At 41.8% G+C, this 15,014-nt stretch carries 9 protein-coding genes; all 9 read left to right on the top strand.

Features of this window, described 5'->3' with window-relative positions:
- Nucleotides 1–20 precede the first annotated feature (20 nt).
- The 9 genes from DXB54_RS09280 to coaBC all read left to right on the top strand — a co-directional run bounded on the left by DXB54_RS09280 (nucleotide 21) and on the right by coaBC (nucleotide 15,000).
- Complete coding sequence (locus tag DXB54_RS09280; RefSeq protein WP_118695005.1) at nucleotides 21–1,685, top strand: hypothetical protein; 1,665 nt, start codon at nucleotides 21–23, stop codon at nucleotides 1,683–1,685.
- A 107-nt stretch (nucleotides 1,686–1,792) separates the two neighbouring features.
- Entirely contained in the window at nucleotides 1,793–3,172 is a 1,380-nt protein-coding gene (locus tag DXB54_RS09285) for an aminopeptidase (RefSeq protein ID WP_021938592.1), read from the top strand.
- Between the two features lie 51 nt (nucleotides 3,173–3,223).
- On the top strand, nucleotides 3,224–7,450 hold the full coding sequence (locus DXB54_RS09290) for a two-component regulator propeller domain-containing protein (RefSeq protein WP_118695006.1): 4,227 nt from the start codon (nucleotides 3,224–3,226) through the stop codon (nucleotides 7,448–7,450).
- A gap of 169 nt (nucleotides 7,451–7,619) precedes the next feature.
- Nucleotides 7,620–8,873 carry a metallophosphoesterase family protein gene (locus DXB54_RS09295; RefSeq protein WP_199708748.1) on the top strand — a complete coding sequence of 418 codons (1,254 nt, stop codon included), beginning with the start codon at nucleotides 7,620–7,622 and terminating at the stop codon, nucleotides 8,871–8,873.
- Nucleotide 8,874: 1 nt separating this feature from the next.
- Nucleotides 8,875–10,662 carry an AAA family ATPase gene (locus tag DXB54_RS09300; RefSeq protein WP_118695008.1) on the top strand — a complete coding sequence of 596 codons (1,788 nt, stop codon included), beginning with the start codon at nucleotides 8,875–8,877 and terminating at the stop codon, nucleotides 10,660–10,662.
- Nucleotides 10,663–10,696: 34 nt separating this feature from the next.
- Nucleotides 10,697–11,602 (top strand): Rossmann-like and DUF2520 domain-containing protein, encoded by a 906-nt coding sequence (locus DXB54_RS09305; RefSeq protein WP_118695009.1) that lies wholly within the window; start codon nucleotides 10,697–10,699, stop codon nucleotides 11,600–11,602.
- Between the two features lie 311 nt (nucleotides 11,603–11,913).
- Nucleotides 11,914–12,741: a 3-methyl-2-oxobutanoate hydroxymethyltransferase gene (gene panB, locus DXB54_RS09310; RefSeq protein WP_021938587.1), complete on the top strand. Its 828-nt coding sequence runs from the start codon at nucleotides 11,914–11,916 to the stop codon at nucleotides 12,739–12,741.
- Between the two features lie 23 nt (nucleotides 12,742–12,764).
- Complete coding sequence (gene panC / locus DXB54_RS09315; protein ID WP_118695010.1) at nucleotides 12,765–13,610, top strand: pantoate--beta-alanine ligase; 846 nt, start codon at nucleotides 12,765–12,767, stop codon at nucleotides 13,608–13,610.
- 169 nt (nucleotides 13,611–13,779) lie between these two features.
- Nucleotides 13,780–15,000: a bifunctional phosphopantothenoylcysteine decarboxylase/phosphopantothenate--cysteine ligase CoaBC gene (gene coaBC / locus DXB54_RS09320; protein ID WP_118695011.1), complete on the top strand. Its 1,221-nt coding sequence runs from the start codon at nucleotides 13,780–13,782 to the stop codon at nucleotides 14,998–15,000.
- Nucleotides 15,001–15,014: the final 14 nt, after the last annotated feature.

The raw sequence follows: 15,014 nt of genomic DNA on the forward strand, positions 1-15,014 counted from the left end.
AATGACAGGTAGGAGACTTAATGAAAAATTATCGTGTTTTACTTAACGTAATAAGAAAGAACTCAGAGCTTGTGGTAAATGAAAACGGCAAGAAGAATAAATCCTATGAGATAGCCGGAAGCCTTGCGATGCTTGCCATAATGCTTCCCTGCTGTTTTATCGTAGGGCTTGTGGTAAATGTAATGACCCAGGCACTTATGGAATCAGGGGGAATGACAGAGGGACTGGAGCTGGTGATATTGCTTCTGTCTGTATTCGGAGTAATATTCTCCGTAATGGTCATATTTAATGTGTTGTATTTCTCATCGGATATTGAACAGCTTCTTCCCCTTCCGGTGAAGCCTTTTGAGATTGTGGCAGCCAAGTTTACCTATTCATATCTGGCAGAAAGTGTAATGGAGTTTGTAATACTCATAAGCGGATTTATAGGTTTCTTTATTGCCGGCCCTAAGAATGTGGTATCAATTATAACGGCGGTGCTCGGAGTGTTCCTTCTTCCGGTGCTTCCCCTTGTGTACTGCGGAATATTTGCCCTTATAGCAATGGCATTCTTCTCGAAGGTAAAGGCGTTCAGGAATGTTGACCTGATGGTTGGAATCGCAACGATTTTATTTGGCGGATTATTTGTATATTCATTTATCCGGATGGATAGTATTAATATAAACAACTATATAGAAAGCCTTATGGATGGCAGTAATATATTCATGAATATAATGGATAAGATATTCTTTACTGTGCCGTTTTTCCTTAAGGCACTGGGTGAGGGAGATGCCCTGGCAGGCATAATATTCGTAGGGATAAATGCTCTGTTTATTGCCGTGATGTTATTCCTTGGAGACAAGCTTTATCTCAAGGGAGTGTACATGGCAGGCTCCGCAGGAAGAAGCGGACGCAAGAGCGTGGCAAAGGACAGATATGATTACAGGGCAAGGAAACCATTTGCAGCTTATGTAAAGAAGGAGTGCAAGATATTGTTCAGGACTCCCGCGTACAGAAAATATTGTGTAGTGGTAAATATAATATGGCCTCTTCTGGCAGTGGGAATATTTGTGATCCCATCCACAAGGAATTTCATGGTGAGCATGACAAAGCTGCTTCATGCAGGATATGTGGCGTCTGACATTATAATGCTGCTTACGGTCATAGGTGTTGCTTTCTTCGCTACAGCCATGAACAGTATTGCTTCAACGGCATTTACCAGAGAGGGCGGGCACCTGGCATTTGTGAAGTATATCCCATTTGATTACCGGGAGCAGATAAAGATAAAATATTTCGTTAGTATGCTTTACAGTGGAATTACTGTTGCCATAAGTGTTATCATATTCAGTGTGATGATGAATGGTGGTGTGGTACGGACCATATATCTTCTGGTCATAGGACTTATGTGTACTGCCATATGCACATATATAGGCGTTATGCTTGATGCAGCCCATCCTAAGCTTAAGTGGGAGGATGAGTACGGTGCCCTAAGAGGAAGCGCCAGCGTATTTTTTAATATGGCTATTGCCATACTTATAGCAGGTGTTTTATGCGGCTTTGGATTTGTACTTTTTAAGTTCACAAGATTTTACTCTGACACCATTTACGCAGCTTTTTTTGTTGTGCTGCTCATAAGCTGTATTGTTATCAGAAGAGTGTCCATGGCCAGATCGGTTGACAGCATTGTAAATGATATTGACGCGTAAAATGCTGATCCCGTACGTTATATGTATTGCGGTGATTGGTATATCTGCAACTTGGAGAATAATAAAAAGATGATATATATCTTGAAGAAAGGAAGCTGATTTAAATTATGAAGAGAGAAAATGCCTGGAAGAAATATGGCAGGGAAGAGCTTAAGGAGTTAGATTCCCTGTGTGAGGATTACAGAGAGTTCCTGAATAAAGGAAAGACAGAGAGAGAATGTGTCAAGGAAATAGTAAAGGCTGTTAAGAAAGCGGGATATGTTGATATCAATGATATCATTGATGAAAAGAAGAAGCTTAAGCCGGGTTCAAAGGTATATGCAGTATGGATGAACAAGACTGTTGCCCTCTTTAACATCGGAACAAAGGATATTGAGAAGGGAATGAACATACTTGGAGCACATATAGATTCCCCTAGAATGGATGTTAAGCAGAATCCTCTTTACGAGAAGGAAGGATTTGCATATCTTGATACCCATTATTATGGCGGTATTAAGAAGTATCAGTGGGTTACACTTCCACTTGCCATACATGGTGTTGTAGCTAAAAAGAATGGCGATGTAGTTGACATAAATATTGGTGAGGATAAGAATGACCCGGTATTCTGTGTTACAGATCTTCTTATACACCTTGCAGGAAACCAGATGGAGAAGAAGGCAAGTAAGGTTATCGAGGGAGAAGAGCTTGATATCTTATTCGGAAGTATTCCTCTTAAGGATACTGAGAAGGAAGCAGTCAAGGCAAATGTCCTTGAGCTTATAAAGGACAAATACGGCATGAAGGAAGAGGATTTCATATCTGCCGAGCTTGAGGTTGTTCCTGCAGGTAAGGCAAGGGACTGTGGAATAGACAGAAGCATGATACTTGCTTACGGACAGGATGACAGAGTATGTGCATACACATCTCTTGTAGCCATGATCGAGGCAGACAAGGTTGAGAAGACCACCTGCTGTCTCCTTACAGATAAGGAGGAGATCGGAAGCGTAGGTGCAACGGGTATGCAGTCTCATTTCTTTGAGAATACAGTGGCAGAGATCATAAATGCTCTGACAGATTACAGTGAGCTTAAGCTCAGAAGATGTCTTGCTTCTTCAAGAATGTTATCATCAGATGTATCAGCCGGCTACGATCCGACGTTTGCCAGTGCATTTGATAAGAACAATGCGGCAATATTCGGTGAAGGTATGGTATTTAACAAGTTCACGGGAGCAAGAGGAAAGTCAGGTTCCAATGACGCAAACGCTGAATATCTTGGAGCCATCAGAAAGATCCTTGATGATGAGAAGGTGTGCTACCAGACCGCAGAGCTTGGCAAGGTTGATATAGGCGGCGGCGGAACAATAGCTTATATCCTGTCTCTCTACGGCATGGAGGTTGTTGACTGTGGCGTTGCAGTACTTAACATGCACGCACCATGGGAGGTGACATCCAAGGCTGATATTTATGAGACTAAGAAGGGCTATGTGGCATTTCTTCTGAATGCATAATATATTGACATCAGGTTTCCCCGGAGATCTGATATATACCGGTAGGAGCTTATGAAAAAAACTGTTTTAAGAATAAAATGCATAGTGCTTATATGCGCCATGGTGGTGTGTTCACTGCCATGGCTTAAGTTGTATGCGGATGATACATTTACTTCAAATTACATACAGAGGGAGATGTCCGAGGATCAGGGCTTTGAGAGTGGAGAGGCAAACTGTCTGTGCCAGAGCGGTTCAGGGTATATATGGATAGGTACTGACAGCGGTCTGTACAGATATGATGGAAGTGAGTTTGTTCTATACACCATGGATCCCAAAGTTGATGGTTCAACCTATAAGATAAATGCACTTCTCTACACTTCCTCGGGAGATATCTATGTGGGAACAGAAGGTTCGGGACTTTTCCTGTACAAGGACGGAAGCTTCACCAGAGTGTCGGAGATGTACAATCTGGGTGTTACCACAGTAAGGGCAATGTGTATGGATTCCGATGGATGTCTGTATGTGGGCACCACCGCAGGTGTGTACAGACTGGCGGAGGACGGAGCCTCAAGAATCGAGGATTCACGTCTTATGGGTGACGATATAAATGCCATTGCGGCATATGACAAGGATGTCTATGCCATTGCAAATAACGATACATTTGTCACAATAAAAGACAATGAGGTCACATATTACGAGAAGAAGACAGAGGACATTATAAGCGACCTTAACAGCATATATATAAGCGGGAACGGTACCAGATATTACGGAACCTTAGGACACAGCATTGTGAAGATATACGGAAATGGCAGTACGGATGTTATATCAACAGGAAATCTGTCCGGTATCAATAAGATGATATACGACGGAACCAAGATATGGGTTCTGGCAGATAATGGTGTCGCCTATATAGGAACTGACGGCAGGATAAATCTGGTGAGCGGACTTGACATGAATGAATCCATGAGTGACATGCTGGTGGATTTTGAGGGAAATTATTGGTTCACATCCTACAGAAGAGGACTTACCTATCTTGAGAGAAGTAAATTTACAAGCCTTAACAACATATATGGTCTTACCAGTATCGTAAACTGTGTTACGGAATTTGACGGCTGTCTGTACATAGGAACTGATGACGGTCTTGTGATAGTTGATAAGGACGGCAGGATCATAGCGGACAATGAGCTGGTGAATATGCTGGACGGCATAAGTATACGAGATCTTTATGTAGATTCCAAGGATACTCTGTGGATATGTACCTACAGAGTATACGGTGTGGTACATCTTATAAATAATGAGTCATACGCATATTTCAACAGAAATGTAAGTGACCTTATAAGCAATTCTGTGAAATGTATCACTGAGCTTAATGATGGATCAATGGCCATCGGTACTGAAAATGGTATATCCATCCTTCGGGACAATAAGATCGTGAAGAATTTCAAGAGAGACGACAATCTGGGAAACAGCAATATTACAGCTATATATCAGGATGAAGACGGACTTATCTATGTGGGAACCGACGGCTCGGGATTATTTACCATTGATGGAAATAACAGGGTTACACCGGTAGGGATTTCCGATAATCTTGATGCCAAGATCATCTCATCAATCACGAAGGGAGCAAGTGGTATATGGATAGGAACCGATAATGGACTGTATTACAAGGAAGGTGTCATCAGGCAGATAAGTGCTGTTGATTCCACTAACAGTATATCGGATATAATAATAGACAAAGACGGATATATGTGGATATACAGCTCCAGAGGTCTTCTTAAATATTACGAGAGTGATCTTTTAAGTAGTTCAAATCCGGAGTACAGCCTTTATAACAGAAATGATGGGATTATTTCCTCCATTACAGAGTCAAGCTTTAATTATGTAAGTGATGCAGGGCTTGTGTATGTGTGTTGCGATGAGGGGTTGTGTTATCTTGATACAAATAGTATTTATGTGAACCAGAATGCGCCTAAGGTTAGGATATCATCTATTTCAGTTGATGGAAAAGAATACAATATACCTGATATAGCCGGTAATATTTCTGTTCCCGGAAATGCTCAGCGTATAACGATAAAGTTTTCTGTGCTTACTTATGTAAACCGCTCTGATGTGGAAGTCAAGTGCTATCTTAAGGGCTTCGACAGTGAGGAGAGAGTACTTAAGGGAACAGATCCTCTTGAGGTGGAATATACCAATCTTGAGGGCGGAACCTATGAATTTATCCTGTCTGCTTATAATTCTGACGGAGAAGAGTGTGAGCAGGTGGTTTCATTTGGAATAAATAAGAAATTGAAATTCTGGGAGACTGACTGGTCAAGGCTTATTGTGGCAGTTATCCTGGTGTTTGCAATTATATGTATATTCCTTCTGGTGAGACTGTTCCTTAAGATACTTAAGAGCAAGACCAGAGAGGTGGAGGAATTAAGCAAGAAGAGTGCGGCTGCCATGAAGTCCAACGAGGTTAAGAATGAGTATGTCAACTATCTCAGCAACGAGATACGTGCCCCTCTTAATTCTATTATAGCTTTAAGTGAAATGCTCATAAGAAACAATGAAAATGGTGACTCAGAGACCCTGAGCCAGTTGGAGAATGTCTACAAGTCAAGTCATGCCATCCAGGGAATAGTTGATGGTATAACCAGACTTTCGGGAATAAAGGACGGAACCATTGATCTGGATGAGAAGGAATATGCAGTTTCGGATGTAATATATGATCTTTCAGGTCAGTTTAAGCAGATGGTGAACCGGGATCAGGTGGAGCTCAGGGTAAGCATTGAGGATGATATACCTAACGGACTCTACGGCGATGTGGACAAGGTGAAGGAACTGGTGACAAATGTATTCCAGAGAGCAGCCAGCACCACAAGAGAGGGATATATAAGTATAAACATAGACTGGAAGAAGGTGGAGAGATCTTCATTATATGATGAGGACGGCACACCGGAATATGAAGATATATATCTTGATTTCACCATATCCGACACAGGAATGGGCATAAAGGAAGAGAGGATTGATTATGCATTTCAGCTTGATGACTCCTACGACCGGGAGGATATAGGAAGATTTGACTTAAGTGTCGGCATGGCAATAGCCAAAGAGCTGGTGGAGCTTATGGATGGTGAAATCGACGTGCAGAGCGAGTATGGTGTGAGCACTACCATACATTTCTATATAAAGCAGGAAGTGTTTGATCACAGACCTGTCAATTATAACAAGAGGAAGAAGAGGGAGCGTGAACAGAAGAACTCCAAGCTCCGTATCTGGCTTCCTGATGTCAAGGTTCTGGTGGTTGATGATTCCGAGGTGAACCTTCAGGTTGAGAAATCCCTTCTTGAGACCTATGGACTCCAGGCTGATGCAGTATCCACAGGCTTTGAAGCCATAGATAAGATTATGATGAACGATTATGACATGGTATTCCTTGATACGGTTATGCCGGTTATGGATGGCATGGATACGGTAAGAGAGATAAGAAGCCTGGACGGACAGGAGTACAAAAAGCTTATAATCATTGCCATGAGCGAGAACATTATCGATGGAGGCAGGGAAGATTTTATTATCTCAGGCTATAGTGATGTACTTGAAAAGCCTCTTGAGGTTGATATTATTGAGCGTCTGTTTAGGAAGTATATAAACAAGGATAAGATAAAGAAAAAGGCAAATGATGTTAAGCAGTATATTGAGGTGAATGACTACGAGCAGTACCTTGGCATGCTGGAGCAGAATATAAATGTAGAGGGCGCCCTTAAGATAATGGGTGGAAATATTGATGTATTTAACAATTACGTTGAGAACTATTACAACGAGTATGTTAATTATGTTGATCATCTTGGTGAGTGTCTTGACGGTGACGTGAGACATTTCAGAGGACTTCTTCATGATATCAAGAGCAGCAGTGCCAATATCGGAGCCTACAATATCGAGCAGAAGGCATTTAACATTGAGTCGGCTATAAATATTGGAAACCTGCAATATGCAAGGCTTCATATACATGAGCTGGTTAGTCCTATGAAGGAGCTGTTAGTCAATATTAATAATTATCTTGTTAAGATAAAGGGAGAGCAGGAAAAGACTGAAAGAATCCACCTTGAGGAAATCCCAAAGGAAATGCTCAAGGACATGAAGCGTTTTCTGTCGGCAGGTGATGTAGACAACGGACTTAAGGTTCTTGAAAACATTGAAGCATATGATTACGGCGAAGATGACAGAGAGTTTCTTGAGGCACTTAAGATGACATTGCAGTCCATGGATTATCCGGGGGTGGCAGATATCATCGACCAGTATCTTAACAGTAAATGATTTAAAATATAGGATCTAAAATATAAAGAATAAGATCCAGAATATAAAAAATATAAAGTATAAGATACAAGATATAGGATATAAGTGACGTCAGATGCCCTGACAAATTCACATTTTCTTATGTGGGTATAAGGTTATGGACAGATGTCAGAACAATAAGGAGTCATACATGAAGATAATACACTGTGCGGATATTCATCTTGGTTCGGGAATTTCTTATATAGAAGATCCGGCAAAGCGGAGAGAAAGACAGGATGAGCTTTTAGAGACCTACCGCAGGATGTTCAGGTATGCAGTATTAAATGAAATAGAAGCAATCATAATAGCCGGAGATTTATTTGACACGGATCAGGTTGCAGCCCCCTTGATGGGGGCTGTGATCCGGGAGATAATAGATCATCCGGATATTTCTGTTTATTATCTAAAGGGAAATCATGATGTAAATATAAAAAGCGGCATAGAGAATATCCCCAATCTGCACTGCTTCACGGATGTGGTGAAAGTATATGGTTTACATAATAACGCACTGCCGAAAATGAATGATATACATGATTTACATGGTGATACGGATGTGATTAGAAGTTTACATAATTCAAATGAAATTCGGAATGACCGTGTAAATGTCAATATCGCCGGTGTGGAGCTTACACCTGACAATAGAGACAGCTTTTATGACGAGCTGAATTTCGCACCGGAGGATTTTAATATCCTAGTCCTGCATGGACAGTTGTATGAAAATGGCGGAAGTAATGAGCTTGCCATAAATAAAAGGCTTCTTCAACATAGAAATATTGACTATCTGGCACTGGGGCATATCCATGCATACAGGTCAGGAGGCATAGATGCCAGAGGAATATACTGTTATCCTGGATGCCTTGAGGGACGTGGCTTTGACGAATGCGGCTCCCATGGATTTGTAGTGCTGGATATTGACACGGCAGATGGAAACTGTAAAAGAAGCTTTGTAGAATTTGCCCGGAGAAAGCTTCATGAAATACAGGTTGACATAACTGATATGACAGGCGGGGCGGAAATCTTAAATTCAGTGGAAAAGAGCCTGGATAATGCCAGATGTCCGGAGCAGGATATGATAAGGGTGGAGCTTACAGGAATGGTGGATCAGGAGCTTTCACCTGTTTGTGCGTACATAAAAAAGGTACTGTCGGAGAGATATTATTATATTAAGGTCAAGGACGCTGCAAAAAAGACTTATAGTTTACATAATAACGCAAACTGTAATGAAAAAATATATGGTTTACATAAAGATAAACAAATGGATGATAAATCAGGAGGGTATGACCGAGTTTCCTTCAGAAAAATGTTCACAGATACAGTTAGGAGCAAAAATGATATTTCTGAGGCTGACCGTGAGGAGATAATAAGACTTGGCATAATGGCACTTAATGGGGAGGAATTGATATAATATGCGGCTTCTCAGGTTACATGTTGCAAATTTTGGAAAAATAAATGATCTGACAGTGGATTTCTCCCGGGGGCGCAATGTATTTGCCCGGGAAAATGGATGGGGCAAGACAACCCTCACCAGATTTATAAAGGTAATGTTCTATGGATTTGAGGGCGAGAGAAGCAAAGCCCTAAAGGACAGAGAACGTAACCGCTATATGCCGTGGCAGGGTGGCCTGTATGGCGGCGAGATCATATTCGAAGCAGACGGCAGGACTTACATGATGAGGCGAGAATTTGGAAAGAAGCCTGCTGAAGACAGCTACATATTGTACAACGCAGACACTATGATGGCAGTAGATGATTTCGGGGCAGATGTAGGTGAAGAGTTGTTTCACATGGACGCAGAAGCCTTCATGAATACCATATACATAGGTGAAAATGACTGTAATATGGAGATAACAGGTGGCATAAGTGCCGCCATGAACAACAGAAATCAGAATAACAACGTGACCGAAAAAAATATCCCCGGCGTGTGGGATGAGGCGGCTATTGGATCGTCTGATGATATTTCTTCACTAAATGGGCTGGTTGACAGGGACGTTGCCGGATATGATGTGGCAGATAAGAGGCTAAAGGATGCCATAAATAAACTGTCTCCCACAAGAGCTACCGGGATGTTATATAAGAAGAAGCAGGAGATCACTGCCATGGAGGCTGAGCTCAGGCAGTTGGCTGATGTGGAGGCGAAGCTTGATGCTACGGAAGAACGTGTAGATATGCTGGGTTCAAGACTTGCCGATACTGAAAGGGCATATGCCGTTGCGTTAAAGTCTGATGCTGATAAGTCGGGACGTTCCCCAAGACAGAGCTATAAAAAGGACAGCGTATACAGCAGGAATGGAATTAATGACAATGGATATAGAAGAAGCGAAGAAAGTGACTCTGGCAATAATGACGGACTTGAAAGTCGGGGTACAGTAATTATGTGGCTTCTTGCGGTGTTAATGCTAATTGCCGGAAGTATTCTGATTGTTATTGGCAAGTCACTTGGAGTGGCAATGCTGGCTGTTGGAGTTGTTCTTGTATTGATTATTGTGTGCCATAGAAAAAGCAGTATTTACGATGATAACGGAGATAATAATGATAAAAAATATTCTCGGATGGAATATAATCATAATGAAATCGGGGAGTATGGAGACCTGGCGGGGAACGGACAGTATGATGAACCGGCGGCGGAATATCGGAAGAAGGCGGAAGCTTTAAGGAACGAAATATTTGAGGGGAAGACGACACTCTTAAAGCTCAGAGAGAAAAAAACAGAGCTTGACAGATTATCCGGAAAACTGGAAATGCTTACGGAGGATTATAAGAAAGGTTTGCATAAGTATAAGCTTTTAAAGGAGTGTCGTACATCTCTTAAGGAAGCGAGAGAAAAGTATACCTTAAGCTACAGCACGCCATTGCTTGAGGCATTTATTAAATACATGGATATGTTTGATGACTATTATAAACAGAAACTCAATGGTACTTTTATAATAGACGGAGAAAATAATATAAGTCTTATGTCTGATGGGGCAAAAAGGAATATTGAAAGTCTCAGCCGGGGTTATCGCGATATGACAGGACTGGCGGCAAGACTTGGCTGCATAGATGTAATTTGTGGTGAGGAAAAGCCATTTATAATTATGGATGATCCATTTGCAGGATTTGATGATGAACATGTTAAGCTGGGGCTTGAGCTTTTGAAGACCCTAGAAGAGCAATATCAGATATTGTATTTTACCTGCAGCTCCGCGAGGATATAAATAAAAAATAAGAATAAGGATAAAAAACGGATACATGGAAGAAAACAATATTAGAAACAATGTATACAAGAAAGCAGGCATAATAGGAGCAGGCAAGGCAGGCTGCTCTCTTGGGATGTTTATAAAAAATAAGTGTGGAGACGTTGAACTTCCGGACAAAAAAATGCTGGGGCTCTCCGGTTATTATAGTTTACATAAAACTAGCGCCGAAGAAGCTGCAGAAAGAACCGGAAGCATATGTTACGCTTCCATAGAAGAGCTTCTTATGGCTTCTGATGTATGTGTGATCACAGTGCCTGACGGACAGATAGGCTCCGTATGGAATGAAGTCAGGAAATATGATATTAAGGGAAAGCTTATCATACATATGAGTGGAAGTGTGTCTGCGGCGGTATTTGAAGGAATTGAGGATACGGGAGCATACGGATATTCACTTCATCCGATGTATGCTATAAGTTCAAAGTATGAAAGCTATCAGGGATTTTCAAATGCTTTTTTCACCCTTGAGGGAAATGAAAAATATAAGGTTTACATAAAAACATTTGCAGATGAAGTTGCCGGAGGCTGCGTATGCATTGATGGAAGCAATAAGGCACTATATCACGGAGCGTCAGTATTTGCCAGTAATCTTGTGGTAGGGCTTTTTGAAACCGCTTCAGAGTTGCTGGTGAAGTGTGGCTTTAATAAGGAACAGGCGGTGAAGGCACTGGGACCGTTATTTACAGGAAATGCCCTTAAGATAGCAGAGCTTGGAACTGAGGCGGCACTGACAGGACCTGTTGAGAGAAACGATATTGCTACAGTAGAGAAACATCTGGCTGTGCTTGATGATGATGAAAAGCAGATATACACAAGCCTGTCCGAGAAGATATTGAGGGTGGCAGAACGCAAGAATCCGGACAGAGATTATTCGGAGCTTGAAAAACTGTTAAAAAAATAAAAAATTGACGGATTTTATTTACATTTTAAGCTTCAGATGGTATTGTAGACCCGGATGGTATTCGAAAGAAACTATACCTGAAATTATAGAACACCCTTATATCAGGCGGCTACCAGTAAATGATGAATGAAGCATGCAGTCTGTGACGTGTGACTTTTGTATCGGTGAATCCATGATGACCGGTGGGATATAAGCAGTGTGACACAAGTATCATATGTACTTTATGGTATCTTAATTTTCTCAGGAAAACAGAAATGTATCTTTTCGATTCATCCTATAGAAAGTTGTATTAATTATATAGGAGAATTTTTATGAAAAACACAACAACCACGATCAAGGCCCAGAAGGGCACAGAAAACAAAATATCAATGATAACAGCCTACGATTACTCAATGGCCAAGCTTGTTGATTCAGCAGGCGTGAACACTATCCTTGTGGGAGATTCCCTGGGAAATGTTATGCTTGGCTACGAGGACACTGTTTCAGTTACCATGGAGGACATGATACATCACAGTGCAGCAGTGGCAAGAGGTGCGAAGAATGCATTGGTGGTAACAGATATGCCTTTTATGTCATATCAGACCAGCGTATATGACGCAGTTGTAAATGCAGGGCGTCTTATGAAGGAAGGAAGAGCCGGGGCAGTCAAGCTTGAGGGCGGTGTTGAGGTATGTCCTCAGATCAAGGCAATAACAGCAGCAGGAATACCTGTATGTGCTCATCTTGGACTTACCCCACAGTCAATAAATACTCTTGGCGGTTACAAGATCCAGGGAAAGACAGAGGAGGCAGCAAAGAAGCTTCTTGATGATGCCAGGGCAGTTGAGGAGGCAGGTGCATTTGCCCTTGTTCTTGAGTGTGTGCCTAAGAAGTTGGCAACTCTTATTACAGAGAGCATTGGAATACCGACTATCGGTATCGGTGCAGGTAACGGCTGTGACGGACAGGTTCTGGTAAATCAGGATATGCTTGGAATGTTCACAGACTATGTTCCAAAGTTCGTTAAGCAGTATGCGAATGTAGGCGAGATAATCAAGAACGCAGTTGCGGATTATATAAATGAGATCAACACAGGAGCGTTCCCGGATGATGCCCGTTCATACAAAATAGACGATGAAGTAATAGAAAAGTTGTACTAAAGACATAAGAAAGGATAAGAAAAATGAAGATCGTAAAGACAGTTGATGAGGTTAGAGCGCAGGTTAAGGAGTGGAGAAAGGCAGGTCTTTCGGTAGGTCTTGTGCCTACAATGGGATACCTTCATGAAGGACATCAGAGCCTTATAAAGAAGTCTGTAGAGCAGAATGACAGAACAGTAGTAAGTGTATTTGTAAATCCAATGCAGTTTGGACCTACAGAGGATCTTGAGAGTTATCCAAGGGACCTGGAGGCAGACGCAAAGCTTGTGGAGAGCACAGGCGGAGATCTGATATTCAATCCGGAGCCTGAGGAGATGTATAAGGACGGCTTCTGCTCATTTGTCAATATGACAGGACTTCCTGACGCATTATGCGGACTTACAAGACCGGTTCATTTCAAGGGAGTCTGCACAGTTGTAAATAAGCTCTTTAATATCGTTAAGCCTGACAGGGCATATTTCGGTGAGAAGGATGCACAGCAGCTTGCCATAATCATGAGAATGGTTAAGGATCTCAACATGGATATCGAGATAGTTGGCTGTCCTATCATAAGAGAGGCTGACGGTCTTGCCAAGAGTTCGAGAAATATCTATCTTACACCGGAAGAGAGAAAGGCTGCGGTTATCTTAAGCAAGTCGGTTGCTCTGGGTAAGAAGATGGTGGCAGAAGGCGAGAAAGATGCGAAGAAGATAGTCACTGCAATGAAGGAGCTCATAAACAGCGAGCCTCTTGCGACCATAGATTATGTAGAGATGGTAGATATGGATACAATGAAGGCTATTGATGAGGTTAAGGGACATGTGTTATGTGCCATGGCTGTTAAGTTCGGCAAGGCAAGACTTATCGATAACTTTATCGAGACATTATAATCAGGATAGAATATGACGACCAGGTCTGGTTCTGTGGAGATATTGTGACTACAGTTGCCAGACCTGGTTAATTTTATTATAATAGATACGATAGGCGTCTATTATATGGCTGATCAATGGTAATTGAAGATGATCATTAGAATAGAATTATTTCTGAAAGGATAGAATTATGTTAACTGGAAAGACAGTGGTTTTAGGAGTTACAGGAAGTATAGCTGCATATAAAATGGCAAATGTTGCCAGTATGTTGGTAAAGAAGCATGCAGATGTACATGTGATAATGACGCAGAATGCAACAAACTTTATAAATCCCATAACCTTTGAGACCTTAACCGGCAATAAATGTCTGGTTGATACATTTGACAGGAATTTTCAGTTCAATGTTGAACATGTATCACTGGCTAAGAAAGCAGATATATTCATGGTGGCTCCTGCCTCTGCAAATGTCATCGGAAAGATTGCAGGCGGTATTGCGGACGATATGCTCACAACAACCATAATGGCGGCAAAATGTCCTAAGCTTGTGTCTCCGGCAATGAATACCAATATGCTGGAAAATCCTATAGTCCAGGACAATATAGGGAAATTAAGGCATTACGGATACGAGATAATTGATTCGGACTGCGGTTACCTTGCCTGTGGAGATACAGGCGCAGGTAAGCTCCCTAAGGAAGAGGTGTTGGTGGATCACATTATGAGGCATATTGCCAGAGAGCATGACATGGAAGGTGTCAGGGTGATGGTCACAGCAGGACCTACAAAGGAGGCCATAGATCCTGTCAGATATATATCCAATCATTCAACCGGAAGGATGGGCTACGCCATAGCAAAGATGGCAATGCTCAGGGGAGCTGACGTTACTCTGGTAACCGGAGATGTGAATATTGAGCCACCTAGATTTGTAAATGTAGTTAACATAACATCTGCACAGGACATGTTTGATGCAGTAACGGAAGATGCTCCGTCCATGGACATAATAATCAAGGCAGCGGCAGTTGCTGATTACAGACCACAGACAGTTGCCGACAATAAGATAAAGAAGCAGGATGGAGATATGACCATTGCCCTTGAAAGGACTAAGGATATCCTTGCATATCTTGGCAGTAACAGGGATTCCTACGGCTATGAAAATCCTCAGGGAAGGAAGCAGGTTATCTGTGGTTTTTCCATGGAAACTAAGGATCTTATTGACAATTCCCGTGCCAAGCTTCAGAAGAAAAACGTAGACATGATAGCTGCGAATAACCTCAAGGTGGAGGGTGCGGGCTTTGGTGTCGACACAAATGTCTTAACATTGATAAGCAAAGATGATATAATGGAACTTCCATTGATGTCAAAGGAAGAGTGCGCAGACAGACTCCTTGACGAATTAATGAAACTTCATAAATAATCTGGAGGCTTGTT

It is taken from the genome of Coprococcus sp. OM04-5BH (assembly GCF_003482105.1).
Taxonomy (GTDB): Bacteria; Bacillota; Clostridia; order Lachnospirales; family Lachnospiraceae; genus Coprococcus.

Bases quoted from the DNA above. Each gene is read 5' to 3' on its own strand.
- DXB54_RS09280 (WP_118695005.1), top strand. From the start codon at position 21: ATGAAAAATTATCGTGTTTTACTTAACGTAATAAGAAAGAACTCAGAG.
- DXB54_RS09305 (WP_118695009.1), top strand. From the start codon at position 10,697: ATGGAAGAAAACAATATTAGAAACAATGTATACAAGAAAGCAGGCATA.
- panC (WP_118695010.1), top strand. From the start codon at position 12,765: ATGAAGATCGTAAAGACAGTTGATGAGGTTAGAGCGCAGGTTAAGGAG.
- DXB54_RS09295 (WP_199708748.1), top strand. From the start codon at position 7,620: ATGAAGATAATACACTGTGCGGATATTCATCTTGGTTCGGGAATTTCT.
- coaBC (WP_118695011.1), top strand. From the start codon at position 13,780: ATGTTAACTGGAAAGACAGTGGTTTTAGGAGTTACAGGAAGTATAGCT.
- panB (WP_021938587.1), top strand. From the start codon at position 11,914: ATGAAAAACACAACAACCACGATCAAGGCCCAGAAGGGCACAGAAAAC.
- DXB54_RS09300 (WP_118695008.1), top strand. From the start codon at position 8,875: ATGCGGCTTCTCAGGTTACATGTTGCAAATTTTGGAAAAATAAATGAT.
- DXB54_RS09290 (WP_118695006.1), top strand. From the start codon at position 3,224: ATGAAAAAAACTGTTTTAAGAATAAAATGCATAGTGCTTATATGCGCC.
- DXB54_RS09285 (WP_021938592.1), top strand. From the start codon at position 1,793: ATGAAGAGAGAAAATGCCTGGAAGAAATATGGCAGGGAAGAGCTTAAG.